Source organism: Micromonospora musae, from assembly GCF_003626545.1.
Lineage (GTDB): Bacteria > Actinomycetota > Actinomycetes > Mycobacteriales > Micromonosporaceae > Micromonospora > Micromonospora musae.
In genome coordinates this window covers 135,813-156,892 of sequence record NZ_RAZS01000005.1, presented here as the reverse complement: position 1 = coordinate 156,892, position 21,080 = coordinate 135,813, and the positions used below count along the sequence as shown (strand labels likewise).

Genomic DNA, 21,080 nt, shown 5'->3' with positions numbered 1-21,080 from the left:
CGGGCGCCCGGCGTAGCCGCGATGATGTCCGGGTGGGGGAGGAACGAGGCACCGAGGGCACCAGCAAGGCCCGGCCCCGGCGGGAGCCGGGTGGCGGGCGTACGACCGAGGCGGCCGCCACGGCGCGGGGGCCGGACGACACCCCGGCGCTACCGCGCGGGCTGGACGCGGCCGGCGGCCTCGCGGCGCTGCGCGGGCTGCTGGACCGCCCGATGGCCTCCTACTATCTGCTGATCTCCAGCGCCGGCCTGCTGCTGCTGATCGGCCTGACCATGGTCTTCTCCGCGACCAGCGTGAAGGACTACGCCGAGGACGGCAACGCCACGGCCTCGGTGGTCAAGCAGGCGATCTTCGCCGTGATCGGGGTGGGCGCCTTCTGGGCCTGCCAGCGGCTGCCCGCCACGACCTACCGGGCGCTCGGCCGGCCGCTGCTCTTCACCGCGATCGGGCTGCTGCTCGTGCTCAACCTGCTGGTCGCCTGGGCCCGGGTGAGCGGAACGGATTCGGCCTCGATCGGCCCGATCGAGGCGTACCTGAACTGGCTGTTCATCGGCGGGATCCAGGTGCAGCCCTCCGAGCTGGCCAAGTTCGCGCTGGTGCTCTGGGGCGCGCACGTGATCGCCCGCAAGGGCGCGGCGCTCGGCTGGTGGCGCGAGCTGGCCACCCCGCTCGTCCCGATGGTCGGCCTGCTCTTCGTGCTGGTCGGCTACAACGACCTGGGCACCATGATCTGCCTGCTCGCGCTGGTCGTCGGGCTGCTCTGGGCGGCCGGGGTGCGGCTGCGGGTCTTCGGCGCGCTCTCGGTCGCCGGTCTGGTCGGCGTCGGCCTGCTCATCGCGGTCGCGTCGCTCGGCGCGGGCTCCGGCGAGCGGGGCGCGGAGAACTACCGCCTCGCCCGCTTGATCTCCTTCTTCAACCCGCCGGACCCGGAGGAGTGCAAGCTGACCGACTGCTACCAGCTCTTCCAGGGGCGGCTCGCGATCGAGCACGGCGGCTGGTTCGGCGTCGGGCTCGGCAAGAGCAGCCTGAAATGGGACTGGCTGCCCGAGGCGCACAACGACTTCATCTTCGCCATCGTCGCCGAGGAGCTGGGGGTGGTCGGCTGCGCGGTGATCCTCACCCTCTTCGCGGTGCTCGCCTACACCGGGCTGCGGATCGCCCGGCGGGTCGACGACCCGTTCCGCCGGCTCGCCGCCGCCGCGGTGACGACCTGGCTGGTCAGCCAGGCCGTCATCAATGTCGGTGGGGTGGTCGGGCTGATGCCGATCACGGGTCTGCCGCTGCCGTTCATCTCCGACGGTGGAAGTGCGCTGGTCGTCACGCTCGCGGCGGTCGGCATGCTCGCCTCCTTCGCTCGCGCCGAACCCGATGCGGCCAGAGCCCTCCATGCCCGTCCGCCGGCCCGGTGGGTCCGACTACTCTGGGCCCCGTTGCCGCCGCTTCCCGGCCGGCGTCGCCGGACGGCGCCGCCTCCGGCTGCCCGTGGGCCGGTGCCCCGGGCGCGGCAGCGGCGGTCCGACGAAGAGGCCGCACCCCGCGGCGCCCGGCAGACCCGGGCGCGGAGCGGGACGGCGAGCGAGAGGAGACGCTGATGGGTCCGCTGCGTTCGGTGGTGCTCGCGGGAGGTGGCACCGGGGGGCACGTCTACCCGTTGCTCGCCTTCGCCGACTGCCTGCGCCGACACGACCCCGGCGTCCGGATCACCTGCCTGGGCACACCCCGGGGGATGGAGAACGACCTGATCCCGCCGCAGGGCTACGACCTGCGGCAGATCCCCGCCTACCAGCTGCCCCGCTCGATCAACATGAACCTGGTCCGCACGCCGGGCCGGATGTGGACCGCGGCCCGCGCCGCGGGCAAGGTGATCGACGAGGTCCAGGCCGACGCGGTGGTCGGCTTCGGCGGGTACGTCTCGGTGCCGGCCTACCTCGCCGCCTGGCGCCGGGAGATGCCCATCGTCATCCACGAGGTGAACGTGCCGCCGGGGGTGGCGAACCGGCTCGGCATGAAGTTCACCAAGCACGTCGCGGTCGGCTTCCCGCACCAGCCCCAGCAGGCCGAGTCGTTGCGGGACGCCCGGGTGGTCGGTGTGCCGCTGCGGCGCAGCATCGCCGGGCTGGACCGGGCCGCGCTGCGCAACGCCGCCCGGGCCCACTTCGGGCTCCGTCCGGACCTGCCGGTGCTCTTCGTCGCCGGTGGCTCGTCGGGCGCCCGCTCGATCAACCTCGCGGTCGCCGGCGCGGCCAAGGAACTGGCCCGCAACGGCGTGCAGGTGCTGCACGTGATGGGTGCCCGCAACGAGCCGGTGCCGATCCCCACCGACCTGCCGGTGCCGTACGTGACCCTGCCTTATCTCTCCGAGATGGAGCTGGGCTACGCCGCCGCCGACCTCATGCTCGCCCGGGGCGGGGCGATGACCGTCGCCGAGGTCGCGGCCATCGGCCTGCCCACGATCTTCGTGCCGTACCCGCACAGCAACCAGGAGCAGAAGCGCAACGCGCTGCCCGTGGTGGAGGCCGGCGGCGGGCTGCTCGTCGACGACACCGAGATGACCCCGGCCTGGCTGGAGCGGACGGTGATCCCGCTGGTCCGCGACCCGCACCGGCTCGCCGCGATGGGGGCGGCCGCGGCGGCGTACGGGCGGCGCGACGGCGACGTGGCGTTGCTGAACTACGTCCTGGAGGCGGTGGCCTGATGACCGCGCAGTTCACGCCGGCCGGCACGCTCACCGCCGAGGACCTCGGCACGATCCACCTGATCGGCGTGGGCGGGGTCGGAATGAGCGGCCTGGCCCGGCTCTTCCTCACCCGCGGCATCCCGGTCTCCGGCAGCGAGTTGCGGGAGTGGCCGTCCCTGGCCGGGCTGCGCGCTCTCGGCGGCACGATCCACATGAGCCACGAGGCGACCAACCTCGACGGTGTCGACACGGTGGTCTACTCCTCGGCGATCCCCCAGGACCATCTGGAGCTGGTGGAGGCGCGCCGGCGTGGCCTGCGGGTGCTGCACCGGTCGGAGGCGCTCGCGGCGGCGATGACCGGTCGGCGGGCGGTGGCGGTCGCCGGCACGCACGGCAAGACCACCACGACCTCGATGGTCACCATGGTGCTCCAGCAGGCCGGCACGGATCCGTCCTTCGTGATCGGTGGCGAGATCTCCGAGGTCGGCTCGGGCGCCCACCACGGCACCGGCGAGCACTTCGTGGTGGAGGCGGACGAGAGCGACCGCTCGTTCCTGATCTACCGCCCGTACGTCTCGATCATCACCAACGTCGAGGCCGACCACCTGAACACGTACGGCGACTACGCGACGCTGGAGGCGGCGTTCGTCGAGTTCGCCCGGCTCACCGACCCGCACGGGTTCATCATCACCTGCGCCGACGACCCGGGCGGGCGACGGCTGACGGAGACGCTGCGCGCCGAGGGGCGCCGGGTGCACACGTACGGTGAGTCGGCCGACGCGGACCTGCGACTGACCGAGATCGCCTCGTCGGCGCAGGGCGTGCGCTATCTCGCCGCGATCGACGGACGGTCGTTGGGCGAGTTCCGCCTGCCGGTGCCGGGGCGGCACATGGGCCTCAACAGCGCCTCGGCGGTGCTCACGGCGTACCTGCTGGAGCTGCCGCTGGAGGCGGCGGAGGCCGCGCTGGCGGCGTTCCCCGGCGTGCGCCGGCGCTTCGAGCGCAAGGGCGTCGCCGACGACGTGCTGGTCTACGACGAGTACGCCTACCACCCCACCTCGATGACGCTGGCGCTGCAGACGCTGCGCGAGGTGGCGGGGGACGGCCGGCTGATCGTGGTCTTCCAGCCCTACCGGCTCTACCGCACCCGGGACCTGCAGGAGGAGATCGCCCAGTCTCTGGCGATCGCCGACGAGCTGGTGCTGCTGGAGGTCTTCGGCCCCGGTGAGCTGCGCCAGCCCGGTGAGGGCTCGGCCGCGCTGATCGAGGCGGTGCCGCTGCCGGCGGAGCGGAAGGTCTTCGTCGACTCCTGGGAGGCGGCGCCGGTGGAGGTGGCCCGGCGGGCCCGCCCCGGTGACGTGGTGGTAACGATGGGCGCGCCGCCCATCTCGCTCATGGGCGACCAGCTGCTGGACGCCCTGCTGGCCCGTACGGAGGACGCCTCCGGGGCGGCGACGCGGGCCCCGGGCGGTGCGTCCGGCGGCAGCATGGCCATCGGGGGCACGGTGCCGGGCGCGCCGGCCGCCGGCGGCGGTCAGGCCGCCGGTGACGCCGTGACCCCGGACGGCGCGACGCCCGCCGGCGGATGAGCCCCGGGCCGGCCCGGGGGAGGACCACCGGGGAGGCGGCCGGGCGGCGCGGGCGCGTCGTCCGGCGCTGGCAGCTGGTCCGGGCGGACAGTGACGCGGTGCCGCCCTCGACCCGGCGCTTCATGCGCCGGGCCCGGCAGCGCCGGATGCGCGCCGCGCTGCCCTGGGCGGTCGCCGCGGCGGTGCTCGCGCTGGCCGGACTGATCACCTGGGTCGTCCTCGGCACCGGCCTGTTCGGGGTGCGCGAGGTGCGTGTGGAGGGCGCCGAGATCGTGACGCCGGTGCAGGTACGCGAGGCCGCCGGCGTGCCGGACGGGATCCCGCTGGCCCGGGTGGACCTGGCCGGCACAGCCGGGCGGATCGGCGCGCTGGCGCCGGTGGAGCGGGCGACGGTGTCCCGGGACTGGCCCGGCGCGCTGGTCGTACGCGTGGTGGAGCGCACCCCGTTGGCGGCGGTGCCACAGGGGGAGCGGTTCGTCGTGATCGACCGCAGCGGCACCGCGTTCCGCACTCTGGACGAGCGTCCGGACGGCTTGCCGCTGGTGCGGGTGAGCCGGCCGGGGGCGGACGATCCGGGCACCCGGGCGGCGGTGGAGGTGCTCGGCGCGCTCACCCCGGAGCTGCGCGACTCCCTGGTGGACGTCACAGTGGAGAGCCTCGCGCTGATCAAGCTTCGCCTGGCCGGTGGTCGGACGCTGATCTGGGGCGACGCGTCCCGGGGCGAGGAGAAGGCGCGGGTGGCCACGGCGCTGCTCGATCAGCGGGCGAGGACGATCGACGTGAGCGCGCCAGAGGTGGTCACCTTCCGGTGACGACGGTCCCGCACCGGTCGGATCGACGTGACCCGGCCCGCTCCGGCGGCGACACGCCGACCGGGTCCTTGGCTCCTGGCGCGAGGACGCTTACGTTGCCCCGAAGAGGATCAGTGGTTGACATAACTGTAAGCCTCTAGTAGAGGGTGAGGGTTCGTTCCCTTGTCCTCGTTGGAGACTGCCGACGTCGACCGCTGGCCTGGCCAAGCCGTGTGGGTCGGCCCATGCCAATCTCGAGGGGGAAAGGACCTTCAGATGACACCTCCGCACAACTACCTGGCGGTCATCAAGGTCGTCGGCATCGGTGGCGGCGGCGTGAACGCCGTCAACCGAATGATCGAGGTTGGGCTCAAGGGCGTCGAGTTCATCGCGATCAACACCGACGCGCAGGCGCTGCTGATGAGCGACGCCGACGTGAAGCTCGACGTCGGCCGCGAGCTGACCCGTGGGCTCGGCGCGGGCGCCAACCCGGACGTCGGCAAGAACGCCGCCGAGGACCACCGCGACGAGATCGAGGAGGTGCTCAAGGGCGCCGACATGGTCTTCGTGACCTGCGGTGAGGGTGGTGGCACCGGCACCGGCGGCGCGCCCGTGGTGGCGAACATCGCCCGCAAGCTCGGCGCGCTCACCATCGGCGTGGTGACCCGGCCGTTCTCGTTCGAGGGCAAGCGCCGGCAGGTGCAGGCCGAGGCCGGGATCGACGAGCTGCGCAACCAGTGCGACACGCTGATCGTCATCCCGAACGACCGGCTGCTCGCCCTCGGCGACCGCAACATCAGCATGATGGACGCGTTCCGCACCGCCGACCAGGTGCTCCTCTCCGGTGTCCAGGGCATCACCGACCTGATCACCACGCCGGGTCTGATCAACCTCGACTTCGCCGACGTGAAGAGCGTGATGAGCGGCGCGGGCAGCGCGCTGATGGGCATCGGCAGCGCCCGGGGCGAGAACCGCGCGGTGGAGGCGGCCGAGGCGGCGATCTCCAGCCCGCTGCTCGAGCAGAGCATGGACGGCGCCCGCGGGGTGCTGCTCTCCATCGCCGGTGGCTCCGACCTCGGTCTGTTCGAGATCAACGACGCGGCGCAGCTGGTCACCGACGCGGCCCACCCGGACGCGAACATCATCTTCGGCGCGGTCATCGACGACGCGCTCGGCGACGAGGTGCGGGTGACCGTCATCGCGGCGGGCTTCGACGGTGGGGCGCCCGCGTACAAGGCGGCCGAGCCGGGGCGGAAGACCAACCAGAACCAGCCGGCACCGCAGAACCCGCCGGTGGCGGCGTCGCCGACCGTGCCGGCGCCGCAGCAGTCGCCGCGCCGCGTACTCTTCGACGACGTCGACGTGCCCGACTTTCTCAAGAACGGATCCTGAGCGCCACCGATGACCGACAGCTCGACCAGGGTGCGGCCCGACCGCCGTGCCGAACTGGCGGCCGCGCTCGCCGGGGTACGCTCCCGGATCGCGGACGCCTGCGCGGCCGCCGGACGGGACCGCGCCGAGGTCACCATGATCGCGGTGACGAAGACCTATCCGGCCGTCGACGTGCTGGCGCTGGCCGAACTCGGCGTGACCGACGTCGGGGAGAACCGGGACCAGGAGGCCGCCGCCAAGGCCGCCGAGGTCGCGGCGGCCGGGGTGACGCCGCGCTGGCACTTCGTCGGACGGCTGCAACGCAACAAGGCCCGTTCGGTGGTCGGCTACGCCGACGCGGTGCACTCGGTGGACAGTGTCCGGCTGGCCCGGGCGCTGGACGTCGCGGCGGCCGGTCGGGACCGGCCGTTGACCGCGCTGGTGCAGGTGAGCATCGACGGCGACTCGGCACGCGGTGGCGCGCTGCCGGACTCGGCCGATCCGGACGTCGGGCTGGGCGCGGTCGCCGAGGCGATCGCGGCGGCGCCGGCGCTGCGGCTGGCGGGGCTGATGGCCGTGGCGCCGCTGGGCTGGGAACCGGAGCGGGCCTTCGCCCGGCTGGCCGAGGTGGCCGAGTGGATGCGGACGCTCCACCCGGAGGCGACGGCGCTGTCGGCCGGTATGAGTGGCGACCTGGAAATCGCGATCAGATACGGCGCGACACATGTCCGCGTCGGTAGCGCGTTGCTCGGAATGCGCCCCACGCTGCGGTAGCCTGACCGCGAAAGAAGCAAATTACATCGGTGTTGTTTCAGGAGCGGCATCCCGTCGTCGGGGGGTCGTGGCACACGACGCGAATCGCGTGCCAGTGGATTGCCGTTCCGGTCCGGTGGGCAGAGGTAGGTCCACTCGCGACAGCGACACGGCACGGGGGCGCGTGCCGCACGGCGGATGGAAGGGCGCGGGATGGGTGCACTGCGCAAGGCGGGGGTCTGGCTCGGTCTGGTCGAAGAGGACGACGAGCGGGCCTACGACGACGGTGGCTACGACAAGGGTGGCTACCGTGACTCGCGCTACCGGCAGAGCCGGTACGCGGAGGAGTTCGCCGACGAGGAGGACGAGGCCGAGGAGCCGCCGGCACCGCGCCCGCGGCTGGGGGAGCGTGGCCGCCTCACGGAGCGGACGAGTGGTCGTGCCACGGAGGCCGAGCGGACCGAGTCGGAGCGCCCGGAGCGCCCCGAGCGGTCCAGCGTCCGGTCGATCACCCGGTCGACGGGGGAGACCTCCGGCGCGCTGACCTACCACACCCGCGACAACCTCGCCCTCGCCCCGCAGACCGCGCCGCGGGAGCGGACGGTCGCCGCCGACGAGGAGCAGCGTTACCAGATCACCACCCTGCACCCGACCACCTACCGCGAGGCGCGCACCATCGGCGAGCATTTCCGCGACGGGGTACCAGTGATCATCAACCTCACCGAGATGGACGAGGCGGACGCCCGCCGTCTGGTGGACTTCGCCGCCGGGTTGGCGTTCGGGCTGCGCGGTACGATCGAGCGCGTGACCAATCGGGTGTTCCTGCTCTCACCGGCCAACGTCCAGGTCACCGCGGAGGACAAGGCCAAGATCGCTGAGGGCGGGTTTTTCAGCCTGAGTTGACCCCGCCCGACCCGAGGGACGTCGCCTGCCGTGTTGTCGATCCTGCTCCAGGTTCTGTACCTGGTCCTCTATGTCTTCCTGTTGCTTCTCCTGTCCCGGTTCGTCCTGAGCGCGGTGCTGCAGTACGGACGTCGTTGGCAACCGGGTCGCGGCGCATCGGCGGGACTGGAATCCGTGTGGAGCGTCACTGATCCCCCTCTCAGCGCGTTGAGGCGTGTGATCCCTCCGCTTCGAATTGGTACCGTGAGCATCGACCTGGCCTCCCTTGTGCTCCTGGTTATCCTGTTCGTGCTGATGGAGTTCGTGTTGAGGCCGTCGATCTTGGCAACCGCCTGATGACCGACGCGCTTTCGCGGCCGCAACTGACCCGAGGAGTTTCGATGCCGCTGACCCCGGCCGACGTTCACAACGTCGCCTTCAAAAAGCCGCCGATCGGCAAGCGGGGGTATGACGAGGAGGAGGTCGACGCCTTCCTGGACGAGGTCGAGCGCGAACTCGCCCGTCTCATCGAGGAGAACAACGAGCTGCGCGCCCAGGTGGAGCGCGGCGGCCGTGGCGGCGCCCCCGCCGGCCCCGGCGGTGACGCCCGCCTCGCGGCGGAGCTCAACGACGTCAAGGCCCAGCTCGACCGGGTGCAGCGCGACAAGGCCGCGGCCGACCAGGCCGCCCGTGCGATGCAGGCCGAGCTGGAGCAGGTGCGGGCCGCCGGCGGCGTTGCCGCTGCCGCCGCCGTCGGTGACGGTGAGCAGCAGGCCCTGCGGGTGCTGATGATGGCCCAGCGGACGGCTGACGACCACGTCACCGCCGCCCAGCGCGAGGCCGACCAGGTCCTCGCCGAGGCTCGGTCGAAGGCCGAGGAGGTGACCCGGGAGGCGCGGGCGAAGGCCGACGCGCTCGAGCGGGACGCCCGCCAGCGGCACCAGGAGGCCATGGGCGGCCTGGACGCCAAGCGCACCGCGCTGCAGAAGCACATCGAGGAGCTCAAGCAGTTCGAGCGCGAGTACCGCACCCGCCTCAAGGCCTACCTGGAGAGCCAGCTGCGCGACCTCGACGGCCGCGGTCAGGGCCTGGAGGCCGAGATGACCCGCTCCGAGAGCGGTCGCGTCGCGGGCGGTAACGGGCTGGCCACCGCTGGTCTCGCCAGCTCCTACGGTGGCGGTCGCTCCGGCGCTCTCGAGGCCGGTCGCTGATCTTCGGTCGGCGGCCGTCAGCGTGACGGTCGCCGACCACCTGGACCGTACGACGCGGCGGGGGTGAGCCCGTGATAGTCGCAAGCCTTGTGCTCATCCTCGTCGCTGTGGCGCTGCTGGTGGCGGGTCTCGCCGGCGGCTCCAGCCCGATGTTGATCATCTCGATCGCGGCCAGTCTGCTGGCCGCCGTCGCGTTGGTGGTGGGTGCCCGCCAGGCCGCCGTCACCCGGGCGACGGCGGATCCGGTCCGGGACGACCGGCGGAAGCCGGACGAGACCCGGCCGGCCGAACCGGTAGCCCCGGACGTGGCGTACGGTCCGGCGCCGGTCGAGCCGGAGATCCCGGTCCAGCATGTTCCCTCGACAGTCGGCAGCGGCGACGGGTGGCGGCAAACGCCCGTCCCGCCCGCCGACGACGAGTCGCCCCCGCCGGCCACCGGCCCCGCGGGAGCGTACGACGACGAACCCGGAGCCCAGCCCGTGACGCCCGCCGAGGCGTCGCGGGTGGCCCGGCTCTTCGACGAGGTCCACGTGGTCGACGGTCGTCCCCGCTACCACCTGGCCGACTGCGCCCATCTGGTCGAACGAGCGCACGAGCCGCTGCCGGCGGCGGAGGCGGTCGAGCTCGGCTTCACCCCGTGCGCCCGATGCACGCCGGCCACCGCGTTGCTCGCCGACATCCGGCCGAGCTGAGCGAGGATGCCGGTGCCCGCGCCCGACAGGCTCACCGTGGCCGTCCGGGTCAAGCCCGGCGCCGCCCGGTCGCGGGTCGGCGGCCGGTTCGACGGCCCGCACGGGCCCGCACTGGTCATCGCCGTGAACGCGCCGGCGGTCGACGGCCGGGCCACCGAGGCCGCCCGCCGGGCACTCGCCGGGGCGCTCGACGTCCGCCCCTCGGCGGTTTCGCTGCGCGCCGGCGCGGCCAGCCGCGACAAGCTCTTCCTCATCGAACGGCCCGGCCCGGCGCTGCCCGAACTGCTGCGCCGGCTGCGCGACGGATCCGGCGAGTGAGGAGCTGCCGGGCTGGGCGATCGTGACGCCCGGGCTGGACCTCGCGCTGCTCGTCGGCGCCGCCGTGCTGCTGATCGCGGTCGGCGCGGTACGGCTTTCCAGCCGTCTCGGGGTGCCGAGCCTCCTGGTCTACCTGGCGCTGGGCGTCGCGATCGGTGAGGCCGGGCTGGGCATCCAGTTCGAGGACGCCACGCTCACCCGTACCCTCGGCTTCTGCGCGCTCATCGTGATCATCGCGGAGGGCGGGCTCACCGCGCGCTGGAGCACGCTCCGCCCGGTGCTCGGGCTCTCCGCCGTGTTGGCGACGGTCGGGGTGATCGTCAGCATCGTGGTGGTCGGGGTCGCCGTTCACTTCCTGCTCGGGCTCGAGTGGCGGCTGGCGCTGCTCTACGGCGCGGTGCTCTCCTCCACCGACGCGGCGGCGGTGTTCGCGACCCTGCGCCGGCTGCGCCTGCCGCCCCGGCTGGTGGCCTCGCTGGAGGCCGAGTCCGGCATGAACGACGCCCCGGTGGTGCTGCTCGTGGTGCTGCTCTCGGTGGAGAGCGCCGGGCATCCGTGGTGGTACGAGGTCGGCCTGGTGGGTTACGAGCTGATCGTCGGCGCGGCGGTCGGTGTCGGGGCCGGGCTCGCCGGGCGGTGGACGCTGCGCCGGGCGGCGCTGCCGTCGGCGGGGCTGTACCCGATCGCGGTGGTGGGCTTCACCGTGCTGGCGTACGCGGCCGGGGCGGTGCTGCACGCCTCCGGTTTCCTCGCCGTCTACGTGGCCGGGGTGCTGCTCGGCAACGCCCGCCTGCCGCACCGGCAGGCCATCCTCGGCTTCGCCGACGGGCTGGCCTGGCTGGCCCAGATCGGTCTCTTCGTGCTGCTGGGTCTGCTGGCGTCGCCGGGCCGGCTGGACGCGGCGGTGCTTCCTGCGGTGGTGACCGGGCTGGCCCTGGTGCTGGCGGCCCGGCCGCTGTCGGTGGTGGTCTCCGCGCTGCCGTTCCGGGTCGGTCTGCGCGAGCAGGCCTTCCTCTCCTGGGCCGGGCTGCGCGGCGCGGTGCCGATCGTGCTGGCCACCATTCCGCTCTCCGAGCGGGTGCCCGGCGCGGACCGGCTCTTCGACGCCGTCTTCGTGCTGGTGGTGATCTTCACGGTGCTGCAGACCACCACGTTGGCGCCGGTGGCCCGCCGCCTCGGCGTGACCGCGCCGGCCGAGGCCGCGGAGGTGCACGTCGAGACGGCGCCGCTGGAACGGATGCGGGCCGATCTGCTGCAGCTGGAGGTGCCGGAGGGGTCCCGCCTGGCCGGGGTGCACATCGACGAGCTGCGGCTGCCGCAGGGGGCGTCGGTGACGCTGGTGCTGCGGGACGGGGTGGGTTTCGTGCCGCGCCAGGACACCCGGCTCAAGGCCGGCGACAGCTTGTTGATCGTCGCTACGGCGGGCGCGCGGGACGAGGCGGAGCGGCGGCTGCGGGCGGTCAGTCGGCGGGGTCGGCTGGCCCGGTGGTTTGGCGAGTACGGCGACGACCGCGACGATTGATCTGCTAGCGTTCCTTTTGCCCCAGTTAGGTGGGGCTTGGGGCTGAATAGTGGTGCGTCGGTGCGGCACGTTGTCGGACGCCTGTACGTTCCGTATTCTTGCCAACCTCTGGAGTGCGCGGCGGTCGTAGCCGCGCGCCCCTTTTCGTACCTGGGGGTCGCCGGATCGGTACCCCCTGTCCAGGTTCCGCGGATCGCCGCGGTTCCGCAGCCTAGGGAGCGACCCATGGCGAAGCCAGCCGAGACCAGGACCGCCGGCCGCAAGGCGCCGGCGAAGCCCGCCCGCAGTGCCGCGGAGACCGAGAAGATCCGGGCCGCTCTGGCGGCGCGGCGGGACGAGCTGCGCGCCGAGTACGATCAGACGCTGAGCGAGATCACCGAGCTGCAGCGCGATCGGCTGACCGACTCGGCCGGGGACGACCAGGCCGACACCGGGACCAAGACGTTCGAGCGGGAGCAGGAGATCTCCCTCGCCAACAGCATCCTGGAACGGATCACGCAGGTCGAACGGGCGCTGGAGCGGCTCGACAAGGGCAGCTACGGCTGGTGCGAGCGGTGCGGCAACCCGATCCCGGTGGAGCGGCTCGCCGCCTTCCCGTCGGCCACCCTCTGCGTGACCTGCAAGCAGCTGGAGGAGCGGCGCTGAGGTCCGCTCCCCGGCGGCGAAGAAGACGGTGAGCGATCACCGCCGAGTCGATGGGGAGCAGATGAGCGAAGCACCGTCCGCCGGAACCGGCAGTGACGAACCGGTCCGCCGGAGGGCCCGGCCGGGAGCCGTCGCCATCCTCGCCGGCACAGGGCTGGCAGCCCTGCTGCTGGACCTGCTCACCAAGCACCTGGCGCTGGTCCACCTCACCGACCGGGAGCCGCTGCGGCTGCTCGGCGGGCTCATCTACCTCAACCTGATCCGCAACAGCGGCGCCGCGTGGAGCATCGGCTCCGACCACACCTGGGTCTTCCCGCTGATCACCATCGCGGTGATCGGCTGGATCGTCTGGATGGCGCTGCGGCTGCGCTCCGTCCCCTGGGCGATCTCACTGGGGCTCGTGCTGGGCGGGGCGCTCGGCAACCTCATGGACCGGATCTTCCGCGCCCCCGGGCACTTCGTCGGCCACGTGGTCGACATGATCAGTGTCTTCGGTCCGTTCGGCGAGTACTTCCCCGTGTTCAACCTGGCCGACAGCTCGTTGGTCTGCGGCGTCATCCTCGCCGTGCTGCTGGAGCTCACCGGACGCCAGCGCGACGGCGGCCGGGTCGGCCGGGACGGCCGCCCGGCGGCGGACCCGGCGACCGTCACCGAGCAGCGGGAGCGCGCATGACTTCGGCATTCGCCGGCGGAGGCGGGCACCGGTCGCTCCCCGTGCCGGACGGCCTCGACGGCATGCGGCTGGACCAGGCGGTCTCGCGGCTCTTCGGCCTGTCCCGCACCGCCGCGGCGGCGCTGGTGGACGCCGGGGACGCGCTCGTCGACGGCGCGGCCCGTCCCAACTCGCACAAGGTCAAGGCCGGCTCGTGGCTGGAGGTGACCCTGCCCGCCCCGCCCGCGCCGCCGACCGTGGTGCCCCAGGCGGTGCCCGGCCTGCGGGTCGTCTACGCCGACGACGACATCGTGGTGGTGGACAAGCCGGTGGGCGTCGCCGCCCACCCGAGCCCCGGCTGGACCGGCCCCACCGTGATCGGCGCGCTGGCCGCCATCGGCCACCGCATCTCCACCAGCGGCGCGGCCGAGCGGCAGGGCGTGGTGCACCGGCTGGACGTGGGCACCACCGGGGTCATGGTGGTGGCCAAGAGCGAGCACGCCTACAGCGCGTTGAAGCGGGCGTTCAAGTACCGCGACGTGGAGAAGCGCTACCACGCCGTGGTGCAGGGACACCTGGACCCGCTGCGCGGCACCGTCGACGCCCCGATCGACCGGCACCCCACCCACGACTACCGGTGGGCGGTGGTCTCGGGCGGCAAGCCGAGCATCACCCACTACGACACCCTGGAGGCGTTCCCGGCGGCCAGCCTGCTCGACGTCCGGCTGGAGACCGGTCGTACCCACCAGATCCGGGTGCACCTCTCCACCCTGCGCCACCCCTGCGTGGGCGATCTCACCTACGGCGCCGACCCCACCCTCTCGGCCCGGCTGCGGCTCGACCGGCAGTGGCTGCACGCCCGCGAACTGAGCTTCCTGCACCCCCGAACGGGGGAGCAGGTCCGCTTCGTCAGCGACTACCCTGACGACCTGGAACGCGCGCTCCGGATCCTGCGCGACTGAGAGACTGTCGGAACCCTGCGGCGGCTGCGGCGGGCCCAGCCGACGACCGGCGGCGTTGGAGATCGGTCCGGATACGACAACGGTATCCGGACCGATCTCCGCCGTGCCGGATCGTCGCCCGGACTCCGCCTCGCCCGCCCCTGGGTCTCCCGACGATCTCTGAGCGAGCGGCCCGCCCGACACCGACCAACGAGGGGAACCCGCCCGTGCGTGCCGGCGACCTGCTGCGCCAGATCGACCAGCGGCTCCTGCCGCTGCTGAGCCAGGCGGTGGCGCGGCTCGGCGAGACCTCCGCCCGGTCGCGGGTGCTCGCCGGCACGGCACTGCTCTCGGTGACGGCGGTGCTGCTCACCGCCGTCTGGGCCGCCGACGACCGCCCGGTCGGGGATCCGACCGTCGGCGAGGTGACCCGGGTCGGAGTGGTCGACGGGGACTCGGTGCCCGGCTACCTACGGGCCGCGGCCGCCGATCTGGCCACGCTGGCGGAGCCCGCCGCGACCCCCGCCGACGGCACGTACGCGCTGGTCTCGCTGGACAGCTACCTGGCGCCGCAGGGCCTGGACGCGGTGCTCGGCGACGTGTCGGTCGCCGCGGTCTTCGGGCGGGTGCCGCTGCCCGGCCGGCAGACCGAGATCGTCCGGATACCGGCGCAGCGCGTCCCCGAGGACGTGATCGCCGCGATGGCCGAGGTGGCTGCCCGCAAGGACCGGGAAGCCGCCGACTACCGGGCCCGCGTCGCCGCGACGACCGGCGATGCCGAGCTGCGCCAGCTGTACGCCAGCGGTGCCGAGGTGGCCGACGCCGAGGCCGCCGCGTACCGCGCCGGGTGCGCCTGCGTGTACGCGGCGGTCGTCCGGGCGCAACCGGCGACGCTGCGTGCCGTGGCGTCGCGGCGCGCCGTGCGGGCGGTGGATCCGGCGCCCGAGGTGCACCGGCTCGACCGGACGGTCTTCACCCCGCCGCTGCCCGAACAGCGCGACGTGGTCCGGCCCCCCGCCGATGCGGCGCTGCCCGAGGCGACCCCGTCGCCCTCCGCGAGTTCGCCCACGGCGTCGCCCAGCCCGACGGCGGTCGAATCGTCGGAACCAGCGCCGACTGTCACGGAGTCGTCACCCACGCCGGAGCAGGAAACGCCTTCAGCTCCGCCGCCGACCGTCACCACCTCGCCCGATGCCTCCGGTGGACGCCCGGTGCAGCCGACACAATCATGATCATGCCGCCGGAGGTGCGCGGGGCGGTGTGGCCCGCATAGGGTTTCCTTCGTAGCCTGTCAGGCGAAGGACGATCGCGCTGGGGAGGGCGAGCCGTGGAGGGCAGCGAGACCGGCTGGGGCCGGCCGGCCGAACCAGCGCCGCGATGGCGAGCGCTGCTCGACCGCGCCCGTCACGCCGGCAGGGGGGCCGAGCAGCCCGAGCCCGACCGGCGCGTCGAGGATCCCCTGCCACCACCCAGACCGCTCGTGCCACCCGAGTCGTTCGCGCCACCCGAGTCGTTCGCCCCGCCGGAGCCGTTGCCGCGCCGGGCCGCCCCCAACGGCTACGCCGGGCGGGCAGCGGCCGGTCAGCCCGGCGAGCGGCCCTACGGCGCGGATCCGAGTTATCGGGCGGAGGCGACCTACCGGGTCGACCCGTCGCACCGGGCGGAGCCGGCGTACCGGCCCGACCCGGGTTATCCGGGCGAGCCGGGGCACCGGGCGGAGCCGACGTACCGGCCCGACCCGGGTTACCCGGGCGAGCCGGCGCGCCGGGTGCCGGAGCAGCGCCGGCCGGAGCCACCCGAGTCGCGCTACTCGCTGCTGGACAACGGCTACCGGCCCGAGCAGCCACCGGCGGAGTCCCGCTACGCCCTGCTGGAGAACGGCTACCGCCCGGAGGTGGGCTACGCCGCCCCGCCGGCCCCGGCCCCCACCCCGCCGCCCGCGCCCCCGGCGATCGCGCCGCCGCCCGCCACCGAGCGGGGCTACCCGGCGCGGGCCGAGCGGCGCCCGCCGACGCCCGACCCGGAGGTGGAGCGGGCCCGGGGGGTGCTGCGCCGGGAACTCGGGTCGCCACGCGTACTCGCCTTCGCCAACCCCAAGGGCGGGGTGCACAAGACGACGGCCACCGTGCTCGGCGCGGCGACCATCGGCAGCGTCCGGGGTCGGGGCGTACTGGCCTGGGACGACAACGAGCTGCGCGGCACGCTGGGACTGCGGGCCGGCAGCGCCCGCCACGCCCGGACCATCCGGCACCTGATCACCGAGCTCGCGCAGATCGAGATCCTCGAAGGGGACACGCTGCTCGAACGCCTCGACGACTACCTGCGGCACGCCTCCGACGGCTCGTACGACGTGCTGGCCGGGGAGGAGAGCCCGCGCTTCGCCCAGCGGCTCGACCAGTTCACCGTGAAGCGGGTGCTGGAGCTGCTGCGGCGCACCCACGAGGTGGTCTGTGTGGACACCGGCAACAACGTGGAGAGCCCCAACTGGCGTACCGTGATGCAGGCCGCCGACCAGCTCGTGGTCACCACCGTGCCGCGCGAGGACGCCGCGTTCAGCGCGGACTGGATGCTCGACCTGCTGCACGAGGTGGGCATGGGCGAGCTGGCCGAGAACGCGGTCACCCTCATCTCCTGCCCGACCCCGGGTCGTTCGCCACTGCAGGACGACCTGGAGCGGCACTTCGCCAGCCGTACCCGCGCGGTGGCGGTGGTGCCGTACGACCCGGCGCTGGAGACCGGCTCCTCGATCGAGTACGCCCAGCTCCAGCCGGAGACCCGGCAGGCCTGGTTGCGGGCGGCCTCGGTCATGCTGGAGCCGTTCGCCCGGTGAGGGAGTCTGCCGCCACCGGCACCCCCGCCCGTTCGTCCGCCTGAGAGGATCATCGGGTGAGTCCGGACACCCCCGACCCCGACCGTCCCGTCGTCCACCCCGGCGAGCCCGAGCCGGCCACCTCGGCCGAGGCCGACCCGCGCTCCGGCGGAACCGCCGGCGGCGCGCAGCCGTACGCCACCGACGCGGCCCGGTCCGGGTCGGATCCCCGCACGCCCGCCGCTGGCGGTGCGACGCCGGCCCGCGTGCCGGCGCCGCCTGGGACCGACCCGATCGACCCGGGGCCGGAGACCGGGGAGACGGCGCCGACGACGGCGGCCGAGCCGCCCCGACCGGCCGCCTTGCTCCCGGAGCCCGACCCGGCGCCCCGGCGCGCCTGGGCCGGCGCCGTCGGCGTGGGGCTGGCGCTGGCGGTGCTCGGTGCGCCCCTCGGCCTGCTCTGGGCGGCCGTCGCCCCGGGCACCCCGGTGATCAAGGCCACGCTGGGCGCCGTCTACGCCGACCCGCAGCCGGAGCAGCCGATCGCGGCGGACAGCTGGTTCAGCCTGCTCGGTCTCGGGTTCGGGGTGCTCGCCGGCGTGGCGGTCTGGTTCGTGCTGCGCCGGCGGCGTGGCCCGGTCGGGCTGGTCAGCGCGGTGCTCGGCGCCTTCGCCGCGGCGGTGGTGGCGTGGCAGGTGGGGCGGCACGTCGGGCTGGCCGAGTTCGACCGGCTGCTCGCCACCGCACCCGAGGGGCAGGCCTTCACCAAACCGGCCGACCTGCGGGCCGGAGGGATCGAGTGGCTGTACGGCGTGCTGCCGGTGCCGCACGGCAACCTGCTGCTGCCCGCCTTCGGCGCGGCCGTCATGTACACCCTGCTCGCCGGCTGGTCCCGCTGGCCGTCGCTGCGCCCCGAACCCGAACCGGACCCGGCCGGGGTCAGTTGGGCGTCGGCGGGGACGCCAGCTCCTCCAGCGGCACCGGAACCGCCCGCACCTGGCGCAGCAGAGCCGCCTCGCGGTTGAGCAGCCGCAGCTCGGTGCGGAGCCGGGTGGTGGTGTCGTCGATGGCGAGCAGCCGCTGCCGGTCCTCGACGGTGAGCGCGGCCGTGGCGGCGACCAGGTGGGACAGGACCGTCGGGTCCTCCGGGAGCTGCTCGGAGATCTCCTGCTGCTCGGGCCTGATCAAGCCGAGGTACTGCCGGAAGACCGAGATCACCCGGGCGGCGAGCAGCTCGGCGGCCTCGTCGGCGCCGCCGGGCTCGGGCAGCCACTCCACCTCGGCGGTCAGGTAGGCGGCGCTCCGGTCCACCTCGGCGATCCGGAACCGCCGCCGGCCGACCGTGACGATGTCGAAGCCGCCGTCGGGCAGCTCGGTGACCTGTCGCAACTCGGCGGTGCAGCCCACCTCGTGCAGGGTGACCTCCCCACCGCCGGGCACCGGCCGGCCGTCGGGCGCCGTCGGCGCGACCTCCCAGCCCGCCTGGATCGCCACCACGCCGAACTCGCGCGCAGCGCCCTCGGGCAGCTGCACCAGATCCCGGATCAGGGCGCGGTAACGCTCCTCGAAGATGTGCAGGGGGAGGACCAGACCGGGGAAGAGCACCGTTCCGAGCGGGAACACCGGCAACCGCGCAGTCACGCCGTCGAGCCTAGCCCGATCCGCCGGCGGCGGCGTGTCCCGGCTCACCGTCCCGCCGTACGGGCGGTGCGGGTCGGCCCGCTGACCGGCCGCCTAGACTCGCAAGGGTGTTGAAACGGATCGACCTGCGCGGTGGCGGCCGCGACCCGCGCCGCCTCCTGCCCCGTGCCCAACTCGACGTCTCGGTCGCCGTCGAGCGGATCCGGCCGGTCGTGGAGGCGGTCCGGGAGCATGGCTACGCGGCGATCCGCGAGGCGAGCGAGCGATTCGACGGGATCTGCCCCGACGTGCTGCGCGTGCCCGCCGAGGCGATCGCCGCCGCGGAGGGCACCCTCGACCCGGAGGTACGCGCCGCGCTGCTGGAGTCGATCAGCCGGGCCCGTCGGGTGCACGCCGAACAGCGGCGTACCGACCACACCACCCAGGTGGTGCCCGGCGGCACGGTGACCGAGCGCTGGGTGCCGGTCGAGCGGGTCGGTCTCTACGTCCCCGGCGGCCTCGCGATGTACCCGTCGACGGTCGTCATGAACGTGGTGCCCGCTCAGGAGGCCGGGGTCCGCTCGCTGGTGGTGGTGAGCCCGCCGCAGAAGGAGAACGGCGGCCTGCCCGATTCACGGGTGCTCGCCGCGTGCGCGCTGCTCGGCGTCGACGAGGTCTACGCGGTCGGCGGCGCCCAGGCGGTCGCGATGCTCGCGTACGGGGCGAGCGTGGACGCCGAGGGCGGCGCGCACTGCGAGCCGGTCGACATGATCACCGGCCCGGGCAACATCTGGGTCACCGCCGCCAAGCGGCTGCTGCGCGGCGTGGTCGGCATCGACGCCGAGGCGGGTCCCACCGAGATCGCCATCCTGGCCGACGAGAGCGCCGACCCGGCGCACGTGGCCGCCGACCTGATCAGCCAGGCCGAGCACGACCCGCTCGCCGCCAGCGTCCTGGTCACGCCCTCGGTCGAGCTGCTCGAAGCGGTCGAGCGGGAACTGGCCCGGCAGGTGCCCGCGACCAAGCACGCGGAGCGGGTCAGCACCGCGCTGACCGGCGACCAGAGCGGCGTGGTGCTCGTCGACGACCTCGACGCCGGGCTGCGGGTCGTCGACGCGTACGCGGCCGAGCACCTGGAGATCCAGACGCGGGACGCCCGCGAGTGGGCGCTGCGCGTCCGCAACGCCGGCGCGATCTTCGTGGGCGCCTGGTCGCCGGTGTCGCTCGGCGACTACTGCGCCGGCTCCAACCACGTGCTGCCCACCGGTGGCTGCGCCCGGCACTCCTCCGGCCTGTCGGTGCAGTCCTTCCTGCGCGGTATCCACCTGGTCGAGTACTCGCAGGACGCGCTGCGCGAGGTCGCCCCGCACGTGGTCACCCTGGCCACCGTGGAGGACCTGCCGGCGCACGGCCAGGCGGTCCGGGCCCGGTTCCCCGAGGCGCTGTCGTGACGGCCCGGCCGGCCGGACGGACGCCTGTCGACGTACGGCGCGGCAGGGCGGTGTCGTGACCACCCTCGACGACCTGCCGATCCGCGACGACCTGCGGGGGCGGACGCCGTACGGCGCGCCGCAGCTGGACGTGCCCGTGCGGCTGAACACCAACGAGAACTCCTACCCGGTGCCGGAGCCGGTGGTCGAGGCGATCGGCAAGGCGCTCGCCGCCGAGCTGCGCGACCTCAACCGCTACCCGGACCGGGACGCGGTGGCCCTCCGCGCCGACCTCGCCGGCTACCTGGGGCACGGGCTCACCGTCGAGCAGGTCTGGGCGGCCAACGGCTCCAACGAGATCCAGCAGCAGCTGCTCCAGGCGTTCGGCGGGCCGGGGCGCAGCGCGCTCGGCTTCGTCCCGGCGTACTCGATGCATCCGCTGCTCGCGCTCGGCACCGGCACCCGGTGGGTGCCCGGGCGGCGCGGCGCGGACTTCGGACTGACCGCCGAGGAGGCGGTGGCGCAGGTCCGCGAGCACGCCCCGGACGTCGTCTTCCTCTGCTCGCCGAACAACCCCACCGGGACCGCGCTGGACCCGACGGTGGTCACCGCCGTGCTCGACGCGGCGCCCGGGATGGTCATCGTCGACGAGGCGTACGCCGAGTTCGCCCGCCCCGGCACGGTGAGCGCCCTCGCGCTGCTGCCCGACCACCCCCGGCTGGTGGTGACCCGGACGATGAGCAAGGCGTTCGGGTTCGCCGGCGGCCGGCTGGGCTACCTCGCCGCCGACCCGGCGGTGGTGCAGGCGGTGCAGCTGGTCCGACTGCCGTACCACCTCTCGGCGCTCACCCAGGCGGCGGCCCGCGCGGCGCTGGCCCACCGCGATGCCCTGCTCGCCACGGTGGCGGCCATCAAGGAGCAGCGCGACCGGATCGTCACCGTGCTGCGCTCCCGCGGTGTGCCGGTGGCCGACAGCGACGCCAACTTCGTGCTCTTCGCCGTCGACGGCGACCAGGCGGCGGCGTGGCGGACGTTGCTCGACCAGGGTGTGCTGGTCCGCGACGTGGGCCTGCCCGGGTGGCTGCGGGTCACCGCCGGCACGCCCGCCGAGACCGATGCCTTCCTCACCGCCATGGACAAGCTGTAGTGGGCGCGCCAGCCCCGCGATCGAGAGGCG

The 21,080-nt window shown here is 73.9% G+C and carries 21 protein-coding genes; 20 read left to right on the top strand and 1 reads right to left on the bottom strand.

What is annotated here, in order from left to right; translation table 11 throughout:
- The first annotated feature begins 212 nt into the window (after positions 1–212).
- The 18 genes from D7147_RS15455 (at position 213) to D7147_RS15370 (ending at position 17,878) form a co-directional block, all read left to right on the top strand.
- Positions 213–1,592: an FtsW/RodA/SpoVE family cell cycle protein gene (locus tag D7147_RS15455; protein WP_120678892.1), complete on the top strand. Its 1,380-nt coding sequence runs from the start codon at positions 213–215 to the stop codon at positions 1,590–1,592.
- Positions 1,592–2,695: an undecaprenyldiphospho-muramoylpentapeptide beta-N-acetylglucosaminyltransferase gene (murG, locus tag D7147_RS15450; protein WP_120678173.1), complete on the top strand. Its 1,104-nt coding sequence runs from the start codon at positions 1,592–1,594 to the stop codon at positions 2,693–2,695. Before D7147_RS15455 ends, murG begins: the two co-directional genes overlap by 1 nt.
- Positions 2,695–4,266, top strand: a complete 1,572-nt coding sequence (gene murC / locus D7147_RS15445; protein WP_120678171.1) for a UDP-N-acetylmuramate--L-alanine ligase — start codon at positions 2,695–2,697, stop codon at positions 4,264–4,266. The genes murG and murC overlap by 1 nt, the downstream gene beginning before the upstream one ends.
- Positions 4,263–5,078, top strand: coding sequence for a cell division protein FtsQ/DivIB (locus tag D7147_RS15440; RefSeq protein WP_120678169.1), 816 nt, complete (start codon positions 4,263–4,265; stop codon positions 5,076–5,078). Before murC ends, D7147_RS15440 begins: the two co-directional genes overlap by 4 nt.
- A 255-nt stretch (positions 5,079–5,333) precedes the next feature.
- Positions 5,334–6,449 (top strand): cell division protein FtsZ, encoded by a 1,116-nt coding sequence (ftsZ, locus tag D7147_RS15435; RefSeq protein ID WP_120678167.1) that lies wholly within the window; start codon positions 5,334–5,336, stop codon positions 6,447–6,449.
- 9 nt (positions 6,450–6,458) lie between these two features.
- Entirely contained in the window at positions 6,459–7,202 is a 744-nt protein-coding gene (locus D7147_RS15430; RefSeq protein WP_120678165.1) for a YggS family pyridoxal phosphate-dependent enzyme, read from the top strand.
- 192 nt (positions 7,203–7,394) lie between these two features.
- The gene (locus D7147_RS15425; RefSeq protein ID WP_120678163.1) at positions 7,395–8,084 is read left to right on the top strand and encodes a cell division protein SepF; all 690 of its coding nucleotides are present in this window, start codon (positions 7,395–7,397) and stop codon (positions 8,082–8,084) included.
- 30 nt (positions 8,085–8,114) lie between these two features.
- A complete protein-coding gene (locus tag D7147_RS15420; protein ID WP_120678161.1) occupies positions 8,115–8,420 on the top strand; it encodes a YggT family protein in 306 nt (101 codons plus the stop codon).
- Between the two features lie 44 nt (positions 8,421–8,464).
- Entirely contained in the window at positions 8,465–9,274 is an 810-nt protein-coding gene (locus D7147_RS15415; protein ID WP_120678159.1) for a DivIVA domain-containing protein, read from the top strand.
- A gap of 71 nt (positions 9,275–9,345) precedes the next feature.
- On the top strand, positions 9,346–9,966 hold the full coding sequence (locus D7147_RS15410; RefSeq protein WP_120678156.1) for a hypothetical protein: 621 nt from the start codon (positions 9,346–9,348) through the stop codon (positions 9,964–9,966).
- Positions 9,967–9,972: 6 nt separating this feature from the next.
- The gene (locus D7147_RS15405) at positions 9,973–10,284 is read left to right on the top strand and encodes a DUF167 domain-containing protein (RefSeq protein WP_120678153.1); all 312 of its coding nucleotides are present in this window, start codon (positions 9,973–9,975) and stop codon (positions 10,282–10,284) included.
- A 22-nt stretch (positions 10,285–10,306) separates the two neighbouring features.
- Entirely contained in the window at positions 10,307–11,806 is a 1,500-nt protein-coding gene (locus tag D7147_RS15400) for a potassium/proton antiporter (protein ID WP_120678147.1), read from the top strand.
- A gap of 225 nt (positions 11,807–12,031) precedes the next feature.
- Positions 12,032–12,451, top strand: a complete 420-nt coding sequence (locus tag D7147_RS15395; RefSeq protein WP_120678144.1) for a TraR/DksA family transcriptional regulator — start codon at positions 12,032–12,034, stop codon at positions 12,449–12,451.
- Between the two features lie 61 nt (positions 12,452–12,512).
- Positions 12,513–13,124, top strand: coding sequence for a signal peptidase II (gene lspA, locus D7147_RS15390; protein ID WP_120678142.1), 612 nt, complete (start codon positions 12,513–12,515; stop codon positions 13,122–13,124).
- The gene (locus D7147_RS15385) at positions 13,121–14,065 is read left to right on the top strand and encodes an RluA family pseudouridine synthase (RefSeq protein WP_120678139.1); all 945 of its coding nucleotides are present in this window, start codon (positions 13,121–13,123) and stop codon (positions 14,063–14,065) included. Before lspA ends, D7147_RS15385 begins: the two co-directional genes overlap by 4 nt.
- Before the next feature lie 206 nt (positions 14,066–14,271).
- Positions 14,272–15,276 carry a hypothetical protein gene (locus tag D7147_RS15380; RefSeq protein WP_120678136.1) on the top strand — a complete coding sequence of 335 codons (1,005 nt, stop codon included), beginning with the start codon at positions 14,272–14,274 and terminating at the stop codon, positions 15,274–15,276.
- A gap of 95 nt (positions 15,277–15,371) precedes the next feature.
- Entirely contained in the window at positions 15,372–16,874 is a 1,503-nt protein-coding gene (locus tag D7147_RS15375; protein WP_120678133.1) for a MinD/ParA family ATP-binding protein, read from the top strand.
- A 56-nt stretch (positions 16,875–16,930) separates the two neighbouring features.
- On the top strand, positions 16,931–17,878 hold the full coding sequence (locus D7147_RS15370; RefSeq protein ID WP_325050659.1) for a DUF2567 domain-containing protein: 948 nt from the start codon (positions 16,931–16,933) through the stop codon (positions 17,876–17,878).
- On the opposite strand, the gene D7147_RS15365 is transcribed toward D7147_RS15370, so the two are convergent.
- Complete coding sequence (locus tag D7147_RS15365; RefSeq protein WP_120678130.1) at positions 17,793–18,494, bottom strand: LON peptidase substrate-binding domain-containing protein; 702 nt, start codon at positions 18,492–18,494, stop codon at positions 17,793–17,795. The two genes, D7147_RS15370 and D7147_RS15365, sit on opposite strands and share 86 nt — an antisense overlap.
- Positions 18,495–18,601: 107 nt before the next feature.
- On the opposite strand from D7147_RS15365, the gene hisD reads away from it, so the two are divergent.
- Both hisD and D7147_RS15355 read left to right on the top strand, forming a co-directional pair.
- A complete protein-coding gene (hisD, locus tag D7147_RS15360) occupies positions 18,602–19,924 on the top strand; it encodes a histidinol dehydrogenase (protein WP_120678127.1) in 1,323 nt (440 codons plus the stop codon).
- A 55-nt stretch (positions 19,925–19,979) separates the two neighbouring features.
- Entirely contained in the window at positions 19,980–21,050 is a 1,071-nt protein-coding gene (locus D7147_RS15355; protein ID WP_120678125.1) for a histidinol-phosphate transaminase, read from the top strand.
- Positions 21,051–21,080: the final 30 nt, after the last annotated feature.

What these genes read in the sequence shown, in the direction of transcription:
- D7147_RS15455 (WP_120678892.1), top strand. Translation starts at nt 213, where the DNA reads ATGGCCTCCTACTATCTGCTGATCTCCAGCGCCGGCCTGCTGCTGCTG.
- murG (WP_120678173.1), top strand. Translation starts at nt 1,592, where the DNA reads ATGGGTCCGCTGCGTTCGGTGGTGCTCGCGGGAGGTGGCACCGGGGGG.
- murC (WP_120678171.1), top strand. Translation starts at nt 2,695, where the DNA reads ATGACCGCGCAGTTCACGCCGGCCGGCACGCTCACCGCCGAGGACCTC.
- D7147_RS15440 (WP_120678169.1), top strand. Translation starts at nt 4,263, where the DNA reads ATGAGCCCCGGGCCGGCCCGGGGGAGGACCACCGGGGAGGCGGCCGGG.
- ftsZ (WP_120678167.1), top strand. Translation starts at nt 5,334, where the DNA reads ATGACACCTCCGCACAACTACCTGGCGGTCATCAAGGTCGTCGGCATC.
- D7147_RS15430 (WP_120678165.1), top strand. Translation starts at nt 6,459, where the DNA reads ATGACCGACAGCTCGACCAGGGTGCGGCCCGACCGCCGTGCCGAACTG.
- D7147_RS15425 (WP_120678163.1), top strand. Translation starts at nt 7,395, where the DNA reads ATGGGTGCACTGCGCAAGGCGGGGGTCTGGCTCGGTCTGGTCGAAGAG.
- D7147_RS15415 (WP_120678159.1), top strand. Translation starts at nt 8,465, where the DNA reads ATGCCGCTGACCCCGGCCGACGTTCACAACGTCGCCTTCAAAAAGCCG.
- D7147_RS15405 (WP_120678153.1), top strand. Translation starts at nt 9,973, where the DNA reads ATGCCGGTGCCCGCGCCCGACAGGCTCACCGTGGCCGTCCGGGTCAAG.
- D7147_RS15395 (WP_120678144.1), top strand. Translation starts at nt 12,032, where the DNA reads ATGGCGAAGCCAGCCGAGACCAGGACCGCCGGCCGCAAGGCGCCGGCG.
- lspA (WP_120678142.1), top strand. Translation starts at nt 12,513, where the DNA reads ATGAGCGAAGCACCGTCCGCCGGAACCGGCAGTGACGAACCGGTCCGC.
- D7147_RS15385 (WP_120678139.1), top strand. Translation starts at nt 13,121, where the DNA reads ATGACTTCGGCATTCGCCGGCGGAGGCGGGCACCGGTCGCTCCCCGTG.